20 protein-coding genes and 1 pseudogene are annotated in these 22,703 nt (G+C 40.8%); 3 read left to right on the forward strand and 18 right to left on the reverse strand.

Features of this window, described 5'->3' with window-relative positions:
• Position 1: 1 nt before the first annotated feature.
• Positions 2–2,518 (reverse strand): preprotein translocase subunit SecA, encoded by a 2,517-nt coding sequence (gene secA / locus BkAM31D_RS19020; protein ID WP_066156886.1) that lies wholly within the window; start codon positions 2,516–2,518, stop codon positions 2–4.
• A gap of 344 nt (positions 2,519–2,862) precedes the next feature.
• On the opposite strand from secA, the gene BkAM31D_RS19025 reads away from it, so the two are divergent.
• Complete coding sequence (locus BkAM31D_RS19025) at positions 2,863–3,516, forward strand: glycoside hydrolase domain-containing protein (RefSeq protein ID WP_169801131.1); 654 nt, start codon at positions 2,863–2,865, stop codon at positions 3,514–3,516.
• 391 nt (positions 3,517–3,907) lie between these two features.
• Here BkAM31D_RS19025 and BkAM31D_RS24525 read toward each other — a convergent pair whose 3' ends face one another.
• The 5 genes from BkAM31D_RS24525 to BkAM31D_RS19045 all read right to left on the reverse strand — a co-directional run bounded on the left by BkAM31D_RS24525 (position 3,908) and on the right by BkAM31D_RS19045 (position 9,060).
• Complete coding sequence (locus tag BkAM31D_RS24525; protein ID WP_257391597.1) at positions 3,908–4,108, reverse strand: hypothetical protein; 201 nt, start codon at positions 4,106–4,108, stop codon at positions 3,908–3,910.
• Complete coding sequence (locus BkAM31D_RS19030; RefSeq protein ID WP_257391598.1) at positions 4,099–5,976, reverse strand: FapA family protein; 1,878 nt, start codon at positions 5,974–5,976, stop codon at positions 4,099–4,101. Before BkAM31D_RS19030 ends, BkAM31D_RS24525 begins: the two co-directional genes overlap by 10 nt.
• Positions 5,977–6,188: 212 nt before the next feature.
• A complete protein-coding gene (hpf, locus tag BkAM31D_RS19035) occupies positions 6,189–6,740 on the reverse strand; it encodes a ribosome hibernation-promoting factor, HPF/YfiA family (RefSeq protein WP_066156898.1) in 552 nt (183 codons plus the stop codon).
• A gap of 228 nt (positions 6,741–6,968) precedes the next feature.
• The gene (gene ltrA / locus BkAM31D_RS19040) at positions 6,969–8,363 is read right to left on the reverse strand and encodes a group II intron reverse transcriptase/maturase (RefSeq protein WP_085449804.1); all 1,395 of its coding nucleotides are present in this window, start codon (positions 8,361–8,363) and stop codon (positions 6,969–6,971) included.
• 499 nt (positions 8,364–8,862) lie between these two features.
• Entirely contained in the window at positions 8,863–9,060 is a 198-nt protein-coding gene (locus BkAM31D_RS19045) for a cold shock domain-containing protein (RefSeq protein WP_012960443.1), read from the reverse strand.
• 689 nt (positions 9,061–9,749) lie between these two features.
• Here BkAM31D_RS19045 and BkAM31D_RS19055 point away from each other — a divergent pair.
• The gene (locus BkAM31D_RS19055; RefSeq protein ID WP_066160523.1) at positions 9,750–10,652 is read left to right on the forward strand and encodes a DUF6612 family protein; all 903 of its coding nucleotides are present in this window, start codon (positions 9,750–9,752) and stop codon (positions 10,650–10,652) included.
• A gap of 422 nt (positions 10,653–11,074) precedes the next feature.
• On the opposite strand, the gene fliT is transcribed toward BkAM31D_RS19055, so the two are convergent.
• From fliT to xylA, 9 genes and pseudogenes are all read right to left on the reverse strand, one after another.
• The gene (gene fliT, locus BkAM31D_RS19060) at positions 11,075–11,437 is read right to left on the reverse strand and encodes a flagellar protein FliT (protein ID WP_066160526.1); all 363 of its coding nucleotides are present in this window, start codon (positions 11,435–11,437) and stop codon (positions 11,075–11,077) included.
• Positions 11,437–11,835 (reverse strand): flagellar export chaperone FliS, encoded by a 399-nt coding sequence (fliS, locus tag BkAM31D_RS19065; RefSeq protein WP_066160528.1) that lies wholly within the window; start codon positions 11,833–11,835, stop codon positions 11,437–11,439. The genes fliT and fliS overlap by 1 nt, the downstream gene beginning before the upstream one ends.
• A 14-nt stretch (positions 11,836–11,849) precedes the next feature.
• Positions 11,850–12,857 (reverse strand): flagellar filament capping protein FliD, encoded by a 1,008-nt coding sequence (gene fliD / locus BkAM31D_RS19070; protein WP_085449823.1) that lies wholly within the window; start codon positions 12,855–12,857, stop codon positions 11,850–11,852.
• Between the two features lie 17 nt (positions 12,858–12,874).
• The gene (locus BkAM31D_RS19075; protein WP_085449824.1) at positions 12,875–13,654 is read right to left on the reverse strand and encodes a flagellar cap protein FliD N-terminal domain-containing protein; all 780 of its coding nucleotides are present in this window, start codon (positions 13,652–13,654) and stop codon (positions 12,875–12,877) included.
• A 102-nt stretch (positions 13,655–13,756) separates the two neighbouring features.
• Entirely contained in the window at positions 13,757–14,113 is a 357-nt protein-coding gene (locus BkAM31D_RS19080; RefSeq protein ID WP_066160534.1) for a flagellar protein FlaG, read from the reverse strand.
• Between the two features lie 136 nt (positions 14,114–14,249).
• Positions 14,250–14,471 (reverse strand): annotated as a pseudogene (locus tag BkAM31D_RS19085) (DUF3169 family protein); the annotation flags it as partial.
• 242 nt (positions 14,472–14,713) lie between these two features.
• Entirely contained in the window at positions 14,714–15,697 is a 984-nt protein-coding gene (locus BkAM31D_RS19090) for an aldo/keto reductase (protein ID WP_066160540.1), read from the reverse strand.
• A 99-nt stretch (positions 15,698–15,796) separates the two neighbouring features.
• On the reverse strand, positions 15,797–17,296 hold the full coding sequence (gene xylB, locus BkAM31D_RS19095; protein ID WP_066160546.1) for a xylulokinase: 1,500 nt from the start codon (positions 17,294–17,296) through the stop codon (positions 15,797–15,799).
• A 24-nt stretch (positions 17,297–17,320) separates the two neighbouring features.
• The gene (xylA, locus tag BkAM31D_RS19100; RefSeq protein WP_066160549.1) at positions 17,321–18,646 is read right to left on the reverse strand and encodes a xylose isomerase; all 1,326 of its coding nucleotides are present in this window, start codon (positions 18,644–18,646) and stop codon (positions 17,321–17,323) included.
• Between the two features lie 203 nt (positions 18,647–18,849).
• On the opposite strand from xylA, the gene BkAM31D_RS19105 reads away from it, so the two are divergent.
• Positions 18,850–19,458, forward strand: coding sequence for a YesL family protein (locus tag BkAM31D_RS19105; protein ID WP_066160551.1), 609 nt, complete (start codon positions 18,850–18,852; stop codon positions 19,456–19,458).
• A 35-nt stretch (positions 19,459–19,493) separates the two neighbouring features.
• Here BkAM31D_RS19105 and BkAM31D_RS19110 read toward each other — a convergent pair whose 3' ends face one another.
• From BkAM31D_RS19110 to BkAM31D_RS19120, 3 genes are all read right to left on the reverse strand, one after another.
• The gene (locus BkAM31D_RS19110) at positions 19,494–20,315 is read right to left on the reverse strand and encodes a carbohydrate ABC transporter permease (RefSeq protein WP_066160554.1); all 822 of its coding nucleotides are present in this window, start codon (positions 20,313–20,315) and stop codon (positions 19,494–19,496) included.
• Positions 20,316–20,330: 15 nt separating this feature from the next.
• Positions 20,331–21,209 carry a carbohydrate ABC transporter permease gene (locus tag BkAM31D_RS19115; RefSeq protein WP_066160557.1) on the reverse strand — a complete coding sequence of 293 codons (879 nt, stop codon included), beginning with the start codon at positions 21,207–21,209 and terminating at the stop codon, positions 20,331–20,333.
• Between the two features lie 83 nt (positions 21,210–21,292).
• Positions 21,293–22,615 (reverse strand): extracellular solute-binding protein, encoded by a 1,323-nt coding sequence (locus BkAM31D_RS19120; RefSeq protein ID WP_066160560.1) that lies wholly within the window; start codon positions 22,613–22,615, stop codon positions 21,293–21,295.
• Positions 22,616–22,703 lie beyond the last annotated feature (88 nt).

Genomic DNA, 22,703 nt, shown 5'->3' on the forward strand with positions numbered 1-22,703 from the left:
ATTATTGTGCTGTTCCGCAGCAGTTTTTGTATTTCTTTCCGCTTCCGCACGTACAAGGATCGTTTCGTCCAACCGTTACTCCTTTACGGATTGGCTTGCGCTTTTTCGGTTGCTGCTCTGTGTTTTGCTGCATTGCTTTACCTTCTGCTACTTTTTGACGTTCAAGGTTTTGCTGCACTTGCGCTTTCATGATGTACATTGCCACTTCTTCTTCAATGGAATCGACCATTGCTTCAAACATTTCAAAGCCTTCAAAGCGGTATTCACGAAGCGGATCATTTTGTCCGTAAGCACGTAAATGAATCCCTTGGCGAAGTTGGTCCATTTGGTCAATGTGATTCATCCACTTACGATCGACCGTACGAAGCATGATCACTTTTTCAAATTCGCGCATATGCTCAGGTGTAAACTGCTCTTCTTTTTCGTTGTAGTTAGCCGTTACTTTTTCAACGATAAGATCAACCATTTCCTCAGGATCTTTGCCTTTTAAGTCTTTCTCCGTTAGATCGTCTTCATTTAGTAGATTCGCTTTCATGTAATTGACGATCGCTGAAAGGTCCCAGTCCTCCGGCACTTCAGAATCCGGTGTGTGCAATTGAACCGTACGCTCAATGACAGATTTGATCATTTTCTCTACAATCGAACGTAGATTCTCGGACTCGAGAACTTCCATACGTTGTTTGTAGATGATCTCACGTTGTTCACGCATAACATCATCATATTGAAGAATTTGTTTACGTGCATCAAAGTTATTACCTTCTACACGTTTTTGCGCTGTTTCAACGGCACGAGACACAAGCTTGCTTTCGATCGGCTCATCCTCTTCCATGCCAAGGCGATCCATCATTGCGCCCATACGCTCTGAACCGAAACGGCGCATCAATTCATCTTCCATCGATAAATAAAATTGCGTCGATCCCGGATCTCCTTGACGACCAGAACGTCCACGTAGCTGGTTGTCAATTCGACGACTCTCATGACGCTCTGTACCTAGTACGTGAAGTCCGCCCAATTCAAGTACGCCTTCTCCTAACTTAATGTCTGTTCCACGACCAGCCATATTTGTTGCAATCGTTACAGCGCCTTTTTGACCTGCTCCTTCAATAATCTCCGCTTCTCTCTCATGGTTTTTCGCATTTAAAACATGATGCGGGATTTTACGTTTTTTCAGGAGGCTTGAGACAAGCTCTGATGTTTCAACGCTAACTGTACCAACTAGAACAGGCTGGCCACTCTTGTACTTCTCGTCGATTTCATTGACAACGGCTTTAAACTTCGCTTGCATCGTCTTGAAAATCAAATCTGGTTTATCGTCACGGGCAATTGGTTTATTCGTTGGAATAACCATAACGTCCATTCCGTAAATGTTACGGAACTCTTCTTCCTCGGTTTTTGCTGTACCCGTCATTCCGGCAAGCTTTTGGTATTTACGGAAGTAGTTTTGGAACGTAATCGACGCAAGCGTCATGCTTTCCTTTTGAATCTGCATGCCTTCTTTTGCTTCAATCGCTTGGTGTAAGCCATCGCTATAGCGACGTCCTTTCATTAGACGTCCTGTAAATTGGTCAACGATCACGACTTCCCCGTCTTCAATCACATAATCAGTATCACGATGCATCACAACGTGGGCTTTTAATGATTGATTTAAATGATGGTTAAGCTGCACATGCTTTTGATCATAAAGGTTTTCAATGCCAAACGCACGCTCCGCTTTATTAACACCTTCTTCGGTTAATTGAACATTTTTTGTTTTTTCATCAAACGTGTAGTCTTCTTCATTTTTTAAGACGCGAACGAATGAGTTCGCTTGTTGATAAAGCTGAGTTGAACGCTCTACAGAACCCGAAATAATTAACGGTGTTCGCGCCTCGTCAATTAAAATCGAGTCCACTTCATCGACTAAAGCAAAATGAAGCGGGCGTTGTACCATTTGCTCTTTGTAAAGCACCATGTTATCACGTAAATAATCAAATCCTAATTCGTTGTTTGTGCTGTATGTAACATCTGCTAAATACGCTTCTCGTTTTTCATCTTTCGAAAGATCAGAGGCATTTAATCCAACTGTTAATCCTAAGAAACGGAAAAGCTCTCCCATGATTTCAAAGTCACGACGTGCTAAATATTCATTGACCGTAACAACATGGACTCCTTTTTCTGATAAGGCATTTAAGTAAACCGCTAATGTTCCAACAAGCGTTTTCCCTTCACCTGTTTTCATTTCCGCAATGTTTCCTTGATGGAGTGCAATCGCACCTAGTATCTGCACTGGATAAGGAGTCATGTTAAGGACACGGGTCGAAGCTTCTCTGACAACTGCAAACGCTTCGACTAATAAATCATCAAGCGATTCCCCTTTTTGGCAACGCTCTTTGAACTCTGCTGTTTTCGCACGAAGCTCCTCATCTGAAAGCTTCTTTATATCTGAAGCTAATGCTTCAACTTGGCCAACGATTTTTTCATTCTTCTTCACTTGTCGCTGACTCGGATCACCGATCACTTTTTTAAGTAAACCTAACATCCAATTCGCCCTCTCTTTTTTCAGCTCGTCCTACTTTCCAACGAGCATGACGCATTTTCACTAGCTTTAATTTTATCAGGTAAAAACAGGTCTTACAAGGGACACCCTCTTGACAAATATGTCGAAGCTCGTCAATTTCCTCTACGATCTTTCTGACCAAGGAAGCAGAAAAGGAAAACTTGGGTGTTGTGACGATTTACCTTTATATATGAAGATTAAAATCTGCAGATAAAATGGGCTAGTGATAAGACTCTTACATTCAATCTAAATTGCCTCATTTATTTGTAAAACGAGAGTTGCTCCCTCCGCTTTTACCGCATAAGGTAAGCATGAGGAGGGATATTATGCGAATTTTAAACTGGGGAGTAGATTCCGCCGCTGCCGTAACAGAAGACTTGTACGAGTGCGTCGTAGGAAATTTTGGCCAACCAGATTTTTGGGGCCGTTACTTATCAACAATTCCAAATGTGAGTGAGGGACTTACCCTTGAAGAAGTACAATTGATTCATGATCGCGGTATGAAAATTATGACGATTTATAATAATTTCAGTGCAGCCGTCGGTGAACGCGCCGGTGCGGTCGCCGCTCGCAATGCCATTTTTAAAGCACGTCAACTTGGTATAGAAGAAGGAAGTTTTTTGTTTGCAAATGTCGAACGATTTTTTGATACAGACGCAGCCTGGCTAACTGCATGGGTTGAAACACTATATAACAGCCCATATCGCCCAGGCATCTATGCTGACCCTGATGAAGGACCATTTAACGCCGCTTTCTGCGAAGCAGCTGCTGCCAACCCTATCGTTCGCCAACAAAGCGTCATCTGGAGCGCCGAACCAGAGCCAGGAACAACCACAAAACAAAACGCCCCAAGACAATTCACCCCAAATCGCCCCGACTGCGACGCCAACGTCTGGGCCTGGCAATACGGCCGCGACGCCGACGAATGCCCAATAGATACAGTCTTAATGGAGAATCGATTGTATAAAGAGTTATTTTAAAAAGGCGCCCTTTGCCTTTTTAAAATAACTCTTAAGCAATGAGCGCAGCCGGTGCCTTCCCTTAAGCCTTTTATGAGTGCCCTTCTCATAAAAGGTGCGCATCGTGCGGAGCCATTGCCTTCTTCGAAATCCCTCAAGAATCTTTTAAAAGGCGCCCTTTGCCTTTTTAAAATAACTCTTAAGCAATGAGCGCAGCCGATGCCTTCCCTTAAGCCTTTTATGAGTGCCCTTCTCTAAAAAGCGCGCATCGTGCGGAGCCATTGCCTTCTTCGAAATCCCCAAGAATCTTTTAAAAGGCGCCCTTTGCCTTTTTAAATAGAAAAGGCAACGACAAGTACTCGCTTTTCGTCCCCTTCCTTTTAAATCCTAAAAAACTCATAAATTCCTTATACTAACTCAATCTCAAACGATCACCTTCATCAAGATATGCTCGAACATGCTTTCTTGTATCTTTAAAGATATATTTTTTAGTACCTACTTTAATGATCGTTCCTTCCCACGCCTTATTGAGGTGAATCTTTTGATCAGCCGGGACTGCTATGACTGTTGCTGTACCAAAATCAGCTCCTGCTTCGTTTATCATTACGCCCATTTTGCCGTAGACTTCTCCCCCCGTACAATACCGTTTATCGTTAAATGTCCTGAAGCGTGAATCTTTGTATTTACACAACCCTTTCCTGTAATGCTGATGTCGCCACTACAGAAAAGCGAACTATTTGCTGCACTCGGAAGGATAATAGAAGAATCAGGTTCAACAGGTGTTTGACTTACCTGATATAACTCTTTTAGTTTTTGCGACAGTTGAACTACTCGTTCAACTGAAACGGGCTTACTAGAAATTGATAAAAATACTTGTGCCATTTCACTTGAAACTTCTTTCCACTCTTCACGTTCTAAAAAGCGATCGGCCTTCCTAACAACTTTGACATATTTCTTCGCAAGTGAAGAAAAGCTTTTAAATTTTTTCTCAAGTAAAATCCGAATTAATGGCTGTAGGCCTCCTATAGAAAAGTCGCCGTTCTTAAAGGCCGGAGATTGTATTAATTGACGAATAGCAGCGATGATGTTTTCCGTTTGAAATGAAAGTGGGCCTACAATCTTTCCTAGCTCTGCAACAATCATATTGTTTTTCCCAGCCGAAAGTTCCGACCCAGAAACATTTCCGTAGCAAAAAACCGCACCAGAGGCCGTCACCGTAGCCTGATTGACTTCCTTATGAACAATAATATCGCCTTCTGCCTCCACAAGCATACTTTCGTCGATGTTCCCGATCACTTCTACGTCTCCAGTAAAGCGAATGTTTCCGGTAGTAATATCAACATTGCCGCGATGAGTTAATTTACGTAATATTTTCACCTTAACCATACGCCCTCTTTGTTCTAAATGAGGGCGCCCGGCTTCAATTGCAACCAATAGCTCGTTTACAAGTTCCATTCCTTTCCCGATTACAAGGTTGACTGGATAAGTTGGCTTAGAAGAAATTTGTTCATTCGTTACAGTCCAACCGTCTTGTCCAGCAATCGGAGGATGGACAATCCCAACTACTTCTCCAACTTTGACAGAGGGAATTTCCTTACTATCACGAAAATCAACACGGCCATTTTCGAGCTCTTTCGGCCCTTGTTGCATCTTTAGTTGGACAAGCGCTTCTACCCAACCGTCTTTGCCTTGTTTTGCCTCAAGCCCTGTTGCAATTTCAAAACTACCCGGTGTCTTTGCTTGCGACGCTTCTCTTATCGCCTCTTCATTTACTCCTCGGCTAATTTTTAAAGCATGTAATTTTTGCAAGACTATGTCATAGGTCAATTCGTTATAAGCTTCTTTGATTTGTTTAGCATGAATGGTAAGGTGCTTTTCTGGCTTATGATCAGGAATGCTTCGAGTCAACTTATAACCTGGCTCAACATGTAAGAGAACCTTTAATTTCTGTGGGGACAATTTGATGCTCCATTTTGTTGGAGTCTGCTCATTTTTTGTCTGCAACACATAAGTCTCGTTCTCGGTTACGATGACTTTTCTTTCTTTAATAACTTGTTCGTCTTTTAAAAGCTTAACCCCATCCGTGATCGTAATCATCGCTAGCTGTTTCGGTGCACTTTTCACATATAATTGGCCATCTTTCACCCAAGCTTTTCCGACCGTTTCTTCTGTAAAATGATTCGCAACGTTACGCTCTGCTTCCTGCTCATTCCAATCGGTTTCTTTAGTTGGGATTTGATTCACGATGTCTTCAAGAGTTGTATGAGAATCAGTTTGAGTCGAGGCTTCGCTCTTGGGAGAAAACACAGAATCCCTCATTATAAGTTTGACGATGGCATCTCTTGAGCCAATTTTCAAAAAACCTTTTGCTTCATTTTGAACGATTTCAATAGTAACGTCTTCTATAGTTGCATTCAGTACTATTAATCCACGTTGTATCGCCTCATTAATGTTTTTACCCTTTGATATGATTGTTTTCATGTAAACTCACCTGTATTTTATTAGAATGCGAAAGCTCACCCAACATAGATTATCTTTCAATTAGAACAACTTAATTGAAGGGAAACCCTTATATCTTTTTTATCGACCTTTCGCCCTTTTACTTCCAGTGGTAATATTTTCCTGTTAGGTAACCATCCGCTACTACAATAAAAAAGAGCACAGCCGCGTGTGGCTGCACTCTCCTTTTCAACTTAAGCTTCAGGCTCAATCAAGCCATATTTTCCGTCTTTACGCTTATATACAACATTTGTTGAACCGTTAACGGCATCCGAGTAAACAAAGAAACTATGACCTAACATGTCCATTTGTAAAATGGCTTCCTCTGCATCCATCGGTTTTAAATTAAAACGTTTTTTCCGAACCACTTCAAGCTCATCTGTTATTACAGGCTCATTTTCTAGTGGCTCTAGATCATTTTTAAACATATATTTCAAGCTTCCCTCTTGGCGAAACTTGCGATTAACTTTTGTTTTATGTTTACGGATTTGTCGTTCTAATTTCTCAACGACATTGTCAATAGCCGCATACATATCAGAATGCTTTTCTTCTCCTCTTAGTAAGAGCTGAGGTAATGGAATTGTTACTTCGATGATATGCTGATTGTTTAGTACCTGCATGCGCACGTTGACATCAGCAATCGGTGTTGTATCGAAGTAACGCTCAAGCTTCCCGACTTTTTTTTCTACATAGTCTCGTAACGCTGGAGTTACTTCCATATTTTCACCACGGATATTATAGTTCATAAACAACTCCTCCTTTTTCTATGTACTTATTTCTATTTACCCCACTGAAACTCCTTCTTAAACATGAAAATTACTGAAAAATATGGCAATTTTGTTACTTTATAATTTATTATCATTAGCCGCGTTTTAGTCCATTTCTAATGGAAAAAAATCGAGTAGGAGGAGGTGTTTAGCCTCCGACCTCTCACACCACCGTACGTACGGGTCCGTATACGGCGGTTCAATAAGTTAAGTGTGTTTAGAATTTATCGAGGAATATAGTTGAGTAAGATTGAGTAATCCAATTCGTTCAAGAAGATGATTTGGTATCGCGGTATTTAAGATGAAACTATTTGAAATATGCCAGTAGCCTTTCCGAGTGTTTGCCCACTCCCAAGCCTTTTGTTTGGGGATTTTTAGTTTGATAAGACTTTTAAAGCGAGTTTTAACCTTCTTCCACCTTTTCCAGATTATTTGTCTAATCCTTCGACGTATCCAACGATCAATTTCTTGAACATAGGTTTTCACAAGACCAACCCCATAATAGTTGATCCACCCCCTAGTTACTTGGTTGACCTCCTTGATGATCTCACGGATCTCTCCTGGTCGTTTGCGGGAAGTTAGTTTTCCTACTTTTTCTTCGAGGCTCTTTTTCGCCTTAGTATGCGGACGGACTTGTGCTCCATTTCTTGTTGGATGTATACAGAACCCTAGAAACTTCCGTTTCGTCGGTTTACCAACTTCACTCTTCTCCTTATTCACCGTTAGCTTTAGTTTTTCTTCAAGAAATTTTGTAATGCTTTTTAATACTCTCTCTCCAGCCCTTTGGCTTTTCACGTAAATGTTACAGTCATCTGCGTAGCGGATAAACTTATGACCACGCCTTTCTAGTTCTAGGTCCAGTTGGTGAAGATAGGCGTTACTAAGAAGCGGTGATAGATTTCCTCCTTGAGGAGTTCCAACCTCGCTTGGCTCATATTTTTCACCAATCATAATGCCACTTCGCAGGAATTTACGAATTAGCTTAAGCACTATTGGGTCCTGAATAAATTCCTCTACATGATACATGAGTTTATCATGGTTGACTGTATCGAAGTACTGCTTCATATCAATGTCTACCACGTATCGGTATCTCTCTTCATAGTACTGTTTTGCTTTTCCGATTGCGTCGTGAGCACTTCGGTTTGGGCGGAAGCCAAAACTGTTTTCGGAGAAATGGGGGTTGATCCATTTTTCAATTACTTGAAGAATCGCTTGTTGGACAAGTCGGTCTTTGACCGTGGGAATTCCTAGCTTTCTTTTTGAACCATCCTGCTTCGGAATTTCAACCCGCTTAACGGGTTGTGGTTGATACGTTCCATCTTTAATGGAAAGCACAAGAGACCTTCTCTCTTCGGCTAAGAATAGTGGCAATTTGTCTACCGTCATTCCGTCTATCCCAGGTTTTCCTTTGTTCTTCTTGACTCTTTTATAAGCCCTATTGAGGTTATCTCGATCAATAATCTCGCTGATCAATTCTGAACTTTCACCATCTCTTCTTCTAGGTTCAGCGTGAAGTATACTGCACGCTTCCGCTTTATGTTCAGGTTCCACCTTATGTTCTAGCAGGTAGCCATCTTTTGATGTTTTCTGTGGTCGATGCATACTTCTCACCTCCGTTAGTTCCAAGATTCTTATTGTTCGGTCCTTCATCCACTGGACTACTATGACCTCTGCTGACTTCTTACCGTTCACAAGCTCATCACTGAACTCGTTGTTTTCTTATGAAATTTCTTCATCTCGAAAACCCCGGTAAGACCTCCCCGGGTAAGTCTAACCGCTTTCCTCTCGTAGACACTGGATTTACTGTAGGAGATTCGGGCAGTGTTGGACTTCGTTTTGTATAGGAAACTCGTCCGTCCCCAGCCAGCCTTATATCCAGTTTCTGTTCGTTGTCCCGAGATTTTGCGTCCGGCTTCCTTCAGATTCTAGGTCACCCTAGACACCCTTGCCATTCGCTAACAGTTCCCACTGCCAAGCCTGTAGTGGACTTACACCACCTAGCTGTTAGACATGCCGGGCACACTATGAAAAAGCTCATCCCAGAAAACTGAGATGAGCTGTATGGTTTTAGCTATTATTCATTTTCCAACAGGAATGTGAATTAAAGCTTAACTACGTTCGCAGCTTGAGGACCACGAGCACCTTCAACGATTTCGAATTCTACGTCTTGACCTTCGTCTAAAGACTTGAAGCCTTCAGAGTTGATTGCTGAGAAGTGTACGAATACATCGTCTCCGTCTTCGCGCTCGATGAAACCAAATCCTTTTTCTGCGTTAAACCATTTTACTTTTCCTTGCATGCTTTCACATTCCCTTCATAACTAAATTGCTGTGGTAATTTCCACACTTTTACTATAACAGCGCTCTCATAAAATTGTCAAACCATTATAAGTCTGACAACTCGCCAAAAATCAACATTTTCTTTGTTTTCGACGAATAAAATGGTTGCGCTTACACCATTTTATTTTTTCCCTAAATTTACCTGACTTTTTCTTACCACAAATGATCATTTTTAAGTTTGTACAAATAAGCTGTGAACTATTCTTACACACTTCATTGACCTAACAACTTTTTCCCTATTACAATATATTCAGGATAAAACAAAAGGCAACGAAAGACGACAACCTATACAATCAATCAATCATTCTTTTGTCCCCGTTCACTCTTTTGCCGTTATGTATTTTACATATTCCCCATACATCTCGGCAAATGAGGTTAAAAAGGTGTCGAAGCGCCTCACTTCTTGAGGTTTTATGCAAGCCCTCGCCTTCGCCCTTTTAGATAGGAGGATGACGCGAACCTTTCTAATGATCACAATCACAAAATATCGTATCCTCCCCTTGTCCACACATCTATATCTTGTGCCCTTGTTATCAAACAAAGTTTGCGCTACATCCTCCACTGTTTTCAACCTTTTGTCTCTATATAAATTAGTAAAACTTTGGTAAAATGAGGTGGTGTTGTGTAAATCAAACAAGGGGGTTCTTACATGGGGAATTTCAAACACTGGTTGGTCATTCTCTGCGGTCTTATTGCCTTATCTGCCTGCAGTGAATCAACATCAGTAGAGTCGACAGACCCTAAGCCGAACGAAACAAACGAAGCAGAGTTTACGGTCGAAGAAATTTTACAAAAGTCAATCGAGGCGATGAACGATGTTCAAAGTCTTTCTACCGAAATGAATATGATTCAAGAAATGGAATTGCCACAAGATGAACAATATTCATCAAACATCCTTGTATATATGGAATTAACACAAGAACCTTTCAATATGTATCAAAAAATCAGTATGGACCTGCCTGAAGTAGGGCTAAGTGAAACTGAACTTTATATGGTTGAAGACACATTTTACTTCAAAGATCCAATGGAAGAGTCTTGGTTTACATATCCTGATGATCTTGCTGCTACTCTTCGCGAACTCGAGAGCGAACAATTCTCGACTAACGAACAGCTTGATCTGCTTTTAAAAAATGCTGATCTTCTCTCTTATACAGAAGATGAAGAGCACTATATTATTACAGTCGAAGGTTCTCCTGACTTGCTGCAAGACTTTGCACAAGAATTAAATGGCCTTGTTCACGACGAGATGACAGGTGACATTAATCAATTAATGATGATGTCAGACATTCAAGAGCTCAATTACACACTTTACATCGAAAAGGACACATTCATGCAAACAAAAATGGATATGTCCATGGCTTTTGAACTCTCAATGGATGGCGAACAAATCACGATTAAAACAGATACGCAAGCTTCATTTGATAATTTCAATGGCTACAGTGAAATTACTGTTCCAGAAGCAGTTATAAAAGAAGCCGAAGAATTTAACCTTGAGTTTACAGAATTTGAGGATTTTGAAGAATTCGACGTAGACGAAGAACTTGATGATTAATTAGGAGAAAAGCAACAGGTCTGGTTATGTTTAATGAAACTTCCATATTACAGTGAAAGCCGCATTGGTTATTGCCAATGCGGCTTTCTATTTTAGAAACAGCCTTTTTCTAGCTTCTGAAGCTTTAGTGTCTTTTAGCAGGGTATCTAGGACATTTTCCTCCTTTTTCTTGCTCATCTTGTCCTTTAGCAGCCCTCTCTTGGACACTTTCCTCCTTTTTCTTGTCCATCTTGTCCTTTAGCAGCCCTCTCTTGGACACTTTCCTCCTTTTTCTTGTCCATCTTGTCCTTTAGCAGGCCATATTCTAGCTTCTTGCCAAGAACTTTCCGCTTCCATGTTAAAAGCCTGGTACGAGAAAGAATTCTCGTACCAGGCTTTTATGTGTGGAACACATAGTAGTCTTTAACAACTGCAAAGAAGTGTTACACACCACGTGAGTCAAAGAAGATCCCGTCAGTTTGAGTTCCTTCATAAGGACTTTCATACTTGCGTGCATTTTCTTTTTTCTTTTGTACCTCTGTGATGTTCGCGCGAATTTCTGCTCGAACTTCTTCCAGTCGTTTGTTCAAACGTTTATTTAATTTCACTAGTTCTTCGCCTAGCTTCTTTTCTAGTTCTGATAAATTCATTGCATCTATTTTAGCAAGATGCTGCTCACGATATTGTAGCTGTTCATCGATCGTAGCGATAAAGCGATCTCGCTCATCCGCTTCTTTTGGGAAGGACTGGCTGACGTACTCAAACAGCGCTTGCGTTTGCAGAAAGAGCTCTTTGACAGGAGACATTACGCTTGGCCGCCTGCACCGTGGCGATTTTGACGGTCTAATTGCATTGCCTGCTTCCACGTATCACGAAATTCTGTTACAAGTTCAGCTGCGTTTTCTAATGCTTTTCGGTCGCTTTTGACATTCGCTTCAATGAGTTGATTTAAAATGAAGTCGTACATACGCATCATGTTTTGCCCGACTTCAGAATCAGTTTTTAACGTCACCATTAGTTCACGAATAATGTTTTGCGCTTTTGTAATTGCGATGTTACGCTTTTCAATTTCATTCGATTCCATCGCTTGATTCGCTTGTTTAATAAACTTTAAACAACCGTTATAAAGCATCAATGTAAGATCAGCTGGTGATGCTGTCTTCATTGCATTTTGTTTGTAGGCCGCTTGCATACTAGTTGCCATTTTTCTTCTCTCCTTTAGCCTTGTGGATATAATTGAGCAAATAAGGTTTCTGCTTGTTGATTCGCTCGGTTCACCGCTGCATCCATCGCATTAAATTGACGCCAATATCTTTCCTCTACTTGTTGCAGGCGTCGCTCAAAGTCTGAAATCCTCGTTTCAATAGAGCTTAAGTTACGGCCAAGCGTAAATTGGTGGTTCGCAATTTTTCCTTTATAGCCACCAGCTGTATTGGCTAATGACGTAATAGCACCGTCGACTGTCGAACGAACTCTTCGTGCAATCCCTTGTTGTTCCGGTGTACTTCCATTGGCCGCAAACAATTGGAACACCCCGTCTGCATCTTGTTCAATCGCTTGACGGAGCTTGTCTTCATCTATTTCTAACTTACCTCGGTCCATATAATTACTAGTTGTCGTAATTCCAATCGCCGATAACTGTGTAAAAGCTGAATCAAGAGCTCCACTTACCGGGTTATACAGATCCATTCGCATTCGGTCAAATTGCGTCCGAAGCGTCGCATCATTACGCAGCAAACCACTCCTTGCCCGCTCTTCCCACTTTTCGATTTCCTTTTCAGATAACGCATCACGCTCATCATCGGTTAACGGCTTATAATCACGAAAGCGTTCTTCCGTCATTTTGCCATTAACAAAATCGAGAAGTTCATTGTATTCGTCTACAAACTTTTTAATCGTATCAACGACTTTATCAGTATCAGTAGACGCATCTAACGTCACGACTTCATTCCCAGTGGTCACACCTTTTAACGTCATCGTCACACCAGAAATGGTAAAGGTATTAGTACGCCTTTCGGTTTCTAAGCCATTTAGTGTAAACTTCGCATTTTGTGCGCCACCATCTTGACCATTGCTATCTAAATGAAGAACATCTTTAAAAAAGCCCGTAAACGTAATTTCAGCGCCCCCACTAGTGTTGAAGACACCGGTTTGCGTTCGGGAAACATTGACCTTACCTGTATGTTCGTCATAGAAACCATTTACTCCGACAGAAGAACGTCCCATTTCCGTAAACACTTGGCTTAGTGATTGGTCGGACGTGAAGATGAATCGATCCTTAATCTCGTTCCCATTTTCATCAAAGGTTGAGATCCCCCCGTTGTGTATAACTGCTTGGGATTAGTAGGATCATCCGCTTCTGTCATGTATGTGACTGAGACATTTGCTCCTTGAGATAACGACTTATGAAAAATAAGAGATTGATCTTTAAAGACAACTGTATTCTCATTCGGAGTTGGTGCCGGATCTGTTCCGTTATCGACAACAACGTTATAGACTTTGCCGTTTACTTTCACAACCATATCATCATGATGAATAATCTCTGCTTCTGTATCTAATGTAACTGTATCACTATTTTCTGCTCGAATGGTCGTCTGATGGACAACACCCGATTTCCAATTCGTTTCAAAAGCTTGCTGCGAGCCCATTGCTTGCGTACTACTTACTTTTTCGCCATTGGCGATGCTAGCTGTACTGCTGTATGATGCGGCTCTCGCTAACTGAGTGATGTTGCTTAGACGAAATGAGGCGTTTGATGCATTGGCGAGAGCTGTTGCTGTGACAAGGTTGCTGTTTGAGCTCGTCACTCTTTTTGCCGTCATATTAGAAGCACGCATAACGGTATCAAATATATTAGTATGAAATGTATTTAATTTGCGATTAATCTCGCGGTAATCTTCCATTTTCCATTCAATGATCTGCTTTTCTTGCTTCATTTTATCAACAGGAATCCGTTCAGCTCTCATCAAATCAGAGACGATTTGATTAATATCCATTCCCGTCGCCATCCCAGCAATTCTCATCTGTTCAACCCCTCTTACATCATCGACATGTTTCTACTTATTTTATCGGTTCTCAATCGAAAAACATTTAGTCTATTAAATAAGATTTTCAATTTGACAGCTTTAAATCTTCTTATCAATTAACAAGCCAGCGTGTTTTAGCATTGATGCGACCATATTAAGAAATTCTTCTGAAGGAATTTCACGAATGATTTCGTCATTGTCTTTACTCACGAGTTGAATATACGAGCGATTTAATTCGTCATGCATATTAAATTTCACGCTCGTCATATTCGATTTGAGCAGCTCATTCATGCTTTCCACTTGGCGCCGAAGAGCTTCTTTTGAAGGAAACTGTGGATATTCATTGGGATTTTCTATCTCCTTTTGCTCTACTTGAATTTGCAAACGATTTTGTGTTTCTGATTTTACTGCCTGTATGTCTAATGAACTTGTGACGGAAGTACTTTTCACGTCCATGTTTGTGCACCTCGTTTATTTTGTTTTTTTCCTATCTTATATATCGGTAGATCAAGAGATTTCTTCAGTCCGATTGTTTAATAGAAAAAAGAAACGACTAAAAATTTCTCCCTTAGTCGCTTCTTTTTCCACTTTTTTATTTATAAGACTTATAGCCCTCCAAATAATAGATACTATTCATGATAATCCAAAGGGCACCAATTAATAAAAAGGCCAAAGGATTGAACGAAACAAATAATCCATATACAAACAGACCAATGATTGCCATAGAGAAGACAATGTTCATTTTCCGAAAGGCAATATAGGCGAGGCGGTACGTTTCATGACGTTCGCCATCATCCATCTTTCTTAAATATTCTGCATCCGGTTCGTTAGAAAAGAACTGAAAAGACTTCTCCGGATTCTTCTTATTAAAAAGGCTAAAGGCATACCACCAGTATTTTTTTCAAATCTAGCTACTAACTTACTTTTTTCTGCTTCTCCCCATTTCTACACACAACGCAAAAAAACTCCTAATATAGGAGTTTTTTTGCGTCCAACAGACATATTCCCCACCAAATCTCAACAATTTCCGGGGAAATTCGGGGAGTGACAGGCACCTCAATAAACGCCGCGAATAAACGAATCTACCTTCTCTTCATAAAATGTTGATAACCGCTCACGCTCTTCAGTGCTATAACCTTTTACCGTCAGTGCTTCTAAATTGTCCTCTGCTTGTTTCAATGTCTTGAAGCCTGGGATGACACTCGTGACACCCTCCGTCTCCATGATCCATTTTAATGCGGCTCTTGTCATGTTGCCGCGTTCTTCTGCGATCCAACGTAACTGTTCGCTCAGCTCGACTCCTTTGGAAAATTCCAAGCCACCGAATGTTTCACCGACATTAAAGGCTTCTCCGTTGCGATTAAAATGACGGTGATCATCTGCAGCAAAGTTAGCACCTTGTGTGAATTTACCTGTTAGCAATCCACTTGCTAACGGAACTCTCGCTAAAATGCCGACTCCCTTCGCCTTAGCTGCTGGGAATAACTCAGTTGCTGGCTTTTGACGAAGCATGTTGAAGATCACTTGGAGTGCACTTGCTTTAGTGTGATCGAGACAGAATAAACCTTCTTCAATCGTTTCAACACTCACTCCATAATAACGAATTTTCCCCTCAGCTTTTAACTTCTCTAGTACTTCAAAAACAGAGCCATCTTTTAAGATTTCAAGTGGTGGACAGTGAATTTGATAGAGATCGATTGCTTCTCGTTCTAGTCGTTGTAAGCTTTGCTCACAGTAAGCACGAACACTTTGCTCTGAGTAAGTAGCTGGATCATGAATGTCTCCGGCACGACAAAATTTTGTCGCAATATGAATTTGATCTTCTTTCCCTTTTGTCGCTTTTGCTAAAAGTCGTTCGCTATGGCCATCGCCATATACATCGGCTGTATCGAAGAAATTAACACCCTTTTCAATCGCTAGATCAAGACCTTTTAATGCTTCTTCATCATTCGTCTTTCCCCAAGCACCACCAATTGCCCACGTTCCAAAACTTAATTCGCTAATATGTAAGTCGGTGTTTCCAAGCTGGTTGTATTTCATTTCATCGTCACTCCTTCTCCAAAGTAGATACTAACTCCGCTATTATGCAAAAGCCTTGAAAGGAGACATCTCTCCTCTCAAGGCGTGTAGCTATCTAACTTATTTTCGAAACTTCACAAGTTGTTTGTTCAGCTCTTGTGTTTGCGTGTATACCGTTTGATAAAGCTTAAATAGTTCTTGATACTTTTCGACATTGGCTTCGTTTGGTACGTATTCTTTATCAACTTTCAAGAATTGATCCGCACATTCGGTCATCGATTCAAACCAGCCGCACCCATATGCAGCTAGCATCGCAGCTCCCATGCCTGGGCCTTGCTCACTAGCTAGTTTGACGATTTTTGCGTTAAAAATGTCTGCTTGCATTTGCAGCCATGCTTCATTTTTCGCTCCGCCACCAATCGAAACGACGGTATCAATTGTTTTGCCGTGGTTTCTAAAGATTTCAACTGATTCATGCAATGAAAACGTAATTCCTTCAAGAACAGCACGGGCAAAGTCTTTCCGCTCATGTGAACCATCCATTCCGATGAAGCTTGCACGAATTGTTGAGTCAACATGTGGTGTCCGTTCTCCGACAAGATACGGGGTAAATAGTAACCCATTTGCTCCTGGTGGAACGGTTTCAACTCCGGCTAACAGATTCGAGAAGCTTTCTTCAGGGGCAAATACATCTTTGAACCAGCTCAAGCTGTAACCAGCTGCCAATGTCACACCCATCGTGTAAAACGCATTTGGTGCACCGTGGTTAAAATAATGGACAGTGCCTTGGAAGTCTTTCTCATCGCTTGATTCATAAGATAGGACAACGCCTGATGTTCCGATACTTGCTAATGTTCTTCCTTCTTCTAAAATCCCCGAACCAATTGCGCCACACGCATTGTCAGCACCGCCAGCAAATACACGTGTATGCTCAGAAAGACCTGTACGCTCTGCTACTTCAGAAAGAAGCGTTCCAACTTCCTCGTGCGAACCGACTAATGGCGGACAAAAGTCCGTACTCAGTTCAAACAAGTTACAAATCTCTTTACTCCATGCTTTTTCAGAAACGTTTAAAAGCAACGTACCGGCAGCATCCGAGTAATCCATGTGGATCTTTCCTGTTAGCTTGAGACGAACGTAATCTTTTGGCAACACGAATGTTTTTGCTTTCGTAAACAGTTCTGGCTCATGCTTTTTCACCCATAAAATTTTCGGTAACGTGAATCCTTCTAGAGCTGGGTTTTTCGTCAGCTCTAGAAGACGCTTTTCACCAACTGTATCATAGATGTCTTGACATTCAGCGGTTGTGCGCGTGTCATTCCAAAGAATCGCGTTACGGAGAGGGGCACCCAGTTCATCAAGAAGGACAAGCCCATGCATTTGACCGGAGAAGCTAATTCCTTCGATATCAGCCGGATCTCCCGTGAAATCCTTGAGGAGATCAGACAGTCCTGCAACTGTCTGATTCACCCAATCGTCTGGATTTTGTTCACTGTATCCCGTTTTTTCTTGAAAGAGCGGGTATTCTTTTGATACTTCCTGTGTCACTACACCGTTTTGATTAACGAGCAGTATTTTCACAGCACTTGTTCCTAAATCTACCCCGATTACGTATTTCATCGCTATCCTCTCCTGCTTAAAAAATTACTCTCCTGCGTAAGCGCGTAGTAAGTATTGATTGATTGTCGCTTTAATACGCTCTAATTTACCAGACTCGTGTTTGATTTCTGTTAAGCCTAATGCATGGTCTTCAAGCTTTTTAAGATCCATGTTTCCTGCAACGATTTCTTTTCCGATTCCTTCTGTAAAGCTTTGGTAGCGATTTTCGATAACTCCATCCATTACTTTGTCGTCGATTAACTGTTGAGCTACTTTTAAGCCAACTGCGAAGCTATCCATTCCTGCGATGTGTGCTTCAAATAGATCTTCAGGTGCGAATGATCCACGTCTTACTTTCGCATCAAAGTTTAATCCACCTCGGCCAAGACCACCGTTTTTAATAATTTCGTACATAGCAAGAATGCTAGAGTATAAGTCTGTTGGGAATTCATCCGTATCCCATCCTAATAACGGGTGACCTTGGTTCGCATCAACAGAACCTAACATGCCGTGAATACGAGCGTAATGTAATTCATGCTCAAATGTGTGACCAGCTAGTGTTGCATGGTTTGCTTCAATGTTGAATTTAAAGTGATCTTGCAATCCGTAATGTTGAAGGAATGCATATCCGCTTGCCACATCGAAATCGTATTGGTGAGATGTTGGCTCTTTTGGTTTTGGTTCGATTAAGAATTGTGCATCAAAGCCGATCTCCTTCGCATAATCAACTGCCATGTGGAAGAAGCGTCCTAAGTTATCCATTTCAAGCTTCATGTCAGTATTTAGAAGTGTTTCATACCCTTCACGGCCACCCCAGAATACATAGTTTTCAGCACCAAGTTCTTTTCCGATTTCAAGACCTTTTTTCACTTTTGCAGCTGAGTAAGCAAATACATCTGCACTGCTAGAAGAAGCTGCACCGTGAACGAAGCGTGGGTTAGAGAAGTTGTTCGCTGTGTTCCAAAGTAGCTTTGTTTTGCTGTCTTTCATGTAATCTTTAATCATCGCAACAATCGTATCTAAGTTTTCATACGTTTCTTTTAAGCTATCTCCCTCAGGAGCAATGTCTACATCATGGAAGCAGAAGTATGGAACACCTAATTTTTCGAAGAATTCAAATGCTGCTTCAACGCGCGCTTTTGCTAAATCCATTCCGCTAAATTTGTCCCATGGACGAATCGCTGTTCCTGCTCCGAATGGATCCGAAAGATCTTCTGTGAATGTGTGCCAGTAAGCTACACCGAAGCGAAGATACTCTTCCATTGTTTTTCCGCCAATTACTTCTGTTGGATTATAAAATTTGAATGCATATGGATTTGTTGATTTTGCGCCTTCGAATTTGATTTTGTCAATGTTAGAAAAATAAGTCATGGGTAAACCCTCCTGAGGAAATTTTTTATTTTATATGGATACAATAATTGTAAGTGCTTTCAGGTTTATTATAGCAGTCGCTTCTTAGTTTGTCCATTGAATAAACAAAGTTTATTTTACTTTTTTTCTATAGCTTCTCTCCTGGTATTTTATCGATTTTGCCTTATAATAGGGAAAGAATTTCTATTATGAGGAGGCCCCCTATGAGCCGTGCACTTTATGCCATTTTAGAATGGATTACTCGTTTTGCTTATATAAATGCCTTATGGATCATCTTTACGTTAGCTGGAGCGATCCTTCTCGGGTTATTCCCCGCTACCGTTGCAATGTTCTCCGTCATTAGACAATGGTTAAAAGGCAAAACCGATCTACCTATCTTTTCAACGTTCTGGCAATACTATAAGACTGAGTTTCTTAAGAGCAACCGATTAGGCCTACTCGTTTATCTCGTTGCTCTCATTATTGGCTTCAATCTCTTCTTTCTTTACGCGAATATCGGTGAATTGCTAACATGGACGTCGGCCCCATTACTAGCAGGCATAATTTTATTTGTCTTCATACTGTTTTACTTATTTCCAGCCTATGCACACTATGATCTAGGCCTCTTCCAACTAATAAAAAATGCGTTTCTCACGATGCTTGTAAGCCCGATACACAACGTGGTGATCATCATTAGTCTTGTTGCTTTTTATTTCATCGTAACAGTGATTCCTGCATTGGCCTTTATATTCGGCGCAAGCTTTTACGGCTTTATTACGATGTGGTTTGCCCTTCATGCATTCAACCGAATTCAAGAAAAACAAAGTGCGTAACCACCTACCTGCCTCTTACACAGGCGGGTGTTTTTTTATCCTTTTACAGCACTTGAGGAAATCCCTTCGACAATTTTATTACTGAAGAATAAGAATGCAATGAGGATTGGCAGTATACTAATGATCAACGTCGCACCAATTGCACCCCAGTCTGTCATGTATTGCCCAACGAAGTTTTGAATTCCAACTGTTAATGTTTTGTATTTGTCAGAGCTAATGAACGTATTGACAAAGACGAACTCGTTCCAGTTGTAGATCATGTTAATAATCGCTGTTGTCGCTAGGACAGGAGCAGAGATTGGTAAGAGAATGGTAAAGAACAAGCGATGAAGGGATGCCCCATCAATAATCGCTGCTTCCTCAATTTCTCTTGGAATCGTGTAATAAAATCCTAGTAAGATCATCATCGTAATCGGCAAGTTATAGGCTGTATACGTAAGAACGATCGACCATGGATTATCGATTAAATTGACACTTAAAAACATGCTGAATAGTGGAATTAATGCAGAGTGAATCGGAATCATTAATCCGACCATGAAAACCCCTAGAACGACTTTGTTAAGCTTCCAAGACATTCTCGTAATAACGAAAACAGCCATACTCGCAAACAAAAGCGTAATCGCAATTGATACTCCGGTAATCCAAACACTGTTGAAGAAGTACGTACCTATTCCGCCTTCCCACACACTTAAATAGTTTTCCCACTTAATTTGCTGTGGAAGGGCAAAAGGCGAACCTGCAAAAATTTCACGATTGTCCTTTAAAGAGAAAAGGAACAGCCAGACAATAGGGAAAATTTGAAAGATGGCAACCATGCCTAGACAGAAATATAGTAAAAAGTACCCTATACGCCCCATTACATAAACCTCCCTTTAATATTGGATCTCATCTTTATTAGCTGTAAGCTTTCTGACAATGACTGTGACGATTAAAGTAATAAGAAGCAGCATGAAACCTACGGCACTACCATAACCAAAGTTGTAGTTTCCAAACGCAAGCTTATACATATACGACGCCATTACTTCACTTGCTCCATTCGGGCCTCCGCCAGTCATAACGTAAATTAAATCAAAGTACTTAAGGGAACCAACAATCGCTAAGACAACTGTTACTTTTACGACCCCCATTATTAAAGGCAGCTTAATGCGGTAAGCAATTTGTAGCGGTGTCGCTCCATCAATTTTCGCAGCCTCGATGATTGACTCAGGAATTCCTTTTAAAGCTGCATAATAAATCAAAATGTAAAATCCTGCATATTGCCAAAGGATCGGAATGAAAATTGAGTACAAAACAATATTAGGATCTGCTAACCATAATGGTGGGTTTTGAACCCCAAACCAGCCGAGAACACTGTTTAACATACCGTTTGATGGGTTGTAGATTTTAATCCAAAGCTGTGCAATCGCAACAGATGATAAGAGCATCGGAATTAAGTAAATCTTTCTTAATATGTCAGCCCCTTTAATCTTCGAAGCTAAAATCATAGAAACCGCTAAGTAGATGACTAAGCTAAGTGTTGAAAAAATGGCTAGTAAAAACGAATGGCCGGCACTTTCCCAGAAACGATTGTCCTGGAGCACATTGATATAGTTTTCTAAACCGATGAACTGCATTGCTCCAATTCCATCCCATTTCATCAATCCATAATACCCTGTTAAGATCAATGGAATGAAGATTAGAACACTGACTAACAACAATGCAGGGAGAATATATAAAGATATAAACCATTTGTTTGACATTACTTTGTTCATATCACTCAACCCCAATTAATAAAGAATGGAAAAGGACAAGACCATTTGAAGGAATTGTCCCTTTCAATAGACTGATGTTTTCCTTATTCACCAGAAAGCGCTTTCTCATGCTCCTCTGCAAATTCCTCTGGTGTAATTTGTAATCCGAATAATGATTGAATTAAATCTAAGTGCGTTTGCGCAACAGATGCTGTCATTTGAACATCTGCATACAATGTTAAGTTCGTTGCATCATTTAAATCTTGTAACACTTCTACATACATATCAGGAAGGTCTAAGCTCTCACCATCAACGATTGTTGCTGGAATAACACCTGCTTGTTGTACTGCTCTTTCTCCCCATTGCTCGACGAAGTAAGCAGCAAATTGCTTCGCTTCTTCTTTTACATCTGAATTCTCAGCTACGAATAAGCCAACTCCTGGTCCACCAACGAAGCTGTTTGTGTCACCATTTCCATCAACTGTCGGGAACTTGAAGTAACCAACATTGTCTCTGAACTCTTGTGGAACGTTTTCATTTGTTGTGTAGTTTGGTAGATCCCAAGTTGCAATCATGTACATAGCCGCTTGATCGTTCATGAACATGCTTTTCGCTTCTTCATCTGCAAGGCCATTAAATCCACTTGTAAATGAATCTGATTCTACCATTTCTTGAACTTTCGCCGCAGCTTCTACTAGCGCTGGATTTTCAAACGAACCTGAACGGTTGATTGCTTCTGTTAACACGTCGCTACCACCGATACGATCCGCAAAGTACATGTACCACATTGACCCTGTCCAACGATCTCTGTTACCAAGTGCAATTGGATTGACATTGTTTTCATTTAATGTAGCAATGACTTGCTCTAACTCATCATAAGTAGTTGGTGCTTCTAACCCATACTCATTGAAAATCGCTTTATTATAGTAAACGTAAACTGTATTTAACTCTAAAGGTAACCCATAGCTAGAACCGTCTTTTTCATAAGCTTCAAGAGTACCAGCTACGAACTCATCTCTTAATCCGTCATCTAACATATCATCTAATGGGGCAAATTTATTTCCTTCAACAAATGGATCTAAGTAACCAGCTGCCCAAGTCATCCCAACATCTGGAAGTTCGTTAGATGCCGAAAGAATCGTAATTTGATCTTTATACTGTTCATTGCTCAATACTTGCATGTTGACTGAAACGTTTTCATTTTCAGCTTCGAAATCTTCAATGATTTCGCTTACAATTCTGTGATGCTCAGCAGAACTACCTTGTGGCCAAAGATGCATGAAATCAACCGTAGCTGTTTCTGCTGATCCTCCTCCAGCTGCCTGCTCACCATCTCCATTGCTATCAGATGCGCCTGAACACCCTGTAGCAACTAACACACCTGCCATTAAAGCAAACAAAGATGTAACCGTTTTCTTTTTAAACATTTTGTTACCCCCTTTTGGTTAACCGTTAGCCTTTTCGCTAACTTCAAAAATAGAATATCATGTAAAACATCGTTTGTCTAGTGGATAA

Origin of the sequence: Halalkalibacter krulwichiae (assembly GCF_002109385.1) — a bacterium.
Classification (GTDB): domain Bacteria; phylum Bacillota; class Bacilli; order Bacillales; family Bacillaceae_D; genus Halalkalibacter; species Halalkalibacter krulwichiae.

What these genes read in the sequence shown, in the direction of transcription:
- secA (WP_066156886.1), bottom strand. Translation starts at nt 2,518, where the DNA reads ATGTTAGGTTTACTTAAAAAAGTGATCGGTGATCCGAGTCAGCGACAA.
- BkAM31D_RS19025 (WP_169801131.1), top strand. Translation starts at nt 2,863, where the DNA reads ATGCGAATTTTAAACTGGGGAGTAGATTCCGCCGCTGCCGTAACAGAA.
- BkAM31D_RS24525 (WP_257391597.1), bottom strand. Translation starts at nt 4,108, where the DNA reads ATGGGCGTAATGATAAACGAAGCAGGAGCTGATTTTGGTACAGCAACA.
- BkAM31D_RS19030 (WP_257391598.1), bottom strand. Translation starts at nt 5,976, where the DNA reads ATGAAAACAATCATATCAAAGGGTAAAAACATTAATGAGGCGATACAA.
- hpf (WP_066156898.1), bottom strand. Translation starts at nt 6,740, where the DNA reads ATGAACTATAATATCCGTGGTGAAAATATGGAAGTAACTCCAGCGTTA.
- ltrA (WP_085449804.1), bottom strand. Translation starts at nt 8,363, where the DNA reads ATGCATCGACCACAGAAAACATCAAAAGATGGCTACCTGCTAGAACAT.
- BkAM31D_RS19045 (WP_012960443.1), bottom strand. Translation starts at nt 9,060, where the DNA reads ATGCAAGGAAAAGTAAAATGGTTTAACGCAGAAAAAGGATTTGGTTTC.
- BkAM31D_RS19055 (WP_066160523.1), top strand. Translation starts at nt 9,750, where the DNA reads ATGGGGAATTTCAAACACTGGTTGGTCATTCTCTGCGGTCTTATTGCC.
- fliT (WP_066160526.1), bottom strand. Translation starts at nt 11,437, where the DNA reads ATGTCTCCTGTCAAAGAGCTCTTTCTGCAAACGCAAGCGCTGTTTGAG.
- fliS (WP_066160528.1), bottom strand. Translation starts at nt 11,835, where the DNA reads ATGGCAACTAGTATGCAAGCGGCCTACAAACAAAATGCAATGAAGACA.
- fliD (WP_085449823.1), bottom strand. Translation starts at nt 12,857, where the DNA reads ATGGGACGTTCTTCTGTCGGAGTAAATGGTTTCTATGACGAACATACA.
- BkAM31D_RS19075 (WP_085449824.1), bottom strand. Translation starts at nt 13,654, where the DNA reads ATGAGAATTGCTGGGATGGCGACGGGAATGGATATTAATCAAATCGTC.
- BkAM31D_RS19080 (WP_066160534.1), bottom strand. Translation starts at nt 14,113, where the DNA reads ATGGACGTGAAAAGTACTTCCGTCACAAGTTCATTAGACATACAGGCA.
- BkAM31D_RS19090 (WP_066160540.1), bottom strand. Translation starts at nt 15,697, where the DNA reads ATGAAATACAACCAGCTTGGAAACACCGACTTACATATTAGCGAATTA.
- xylB (WP_066160546.1), bottom strand. Translation starts at nt 17,296, where the DNA reads ATGAAATACGTAATCGGGGTAGATTTAGGAACAAGTGCTGTGAAAATA.
- xylA (WP_066160549.1), bottom strand. Translation starts at nt 18,646, where the DNA reads ATGACTTATTTTTCTAACATTGACAAAATCAAATTCGAAGGCGCAAAA.
- BkAM31D_RS19105 (WP_066160551.1), top strand. Translation starts at nt 18,850, where the DNA reads ATGAGCCGTGCACTTTATGCCATTTTAGAATGGATTACTCGTTTTGCT.
- BkAM31D_RS19110 (WP_066160554.1), bottom strand. Translation starts at nt 20,315, where the DNA reads ATGGGGCGTATAGGGTACTTTTTACTATATTTCTGTCTAGGCATGGTT.
- BkAM31D_RS19115 (WP_066160557.1), bottom strand. Translation starts at nt 21,209, where the DNA reads ATGAACAAAGTAATGTCAAACAAATGGTTTATATCTTTATATATTCTC.
- BkAM31D_RS19120 (WP_066160560.1), bottom strand. Translation starts at nt 22,615, where the DNA reads ATGTTTAAAAAGAAAACGGTTACATCTTTGTTTGCTTTAATGGCAGGT.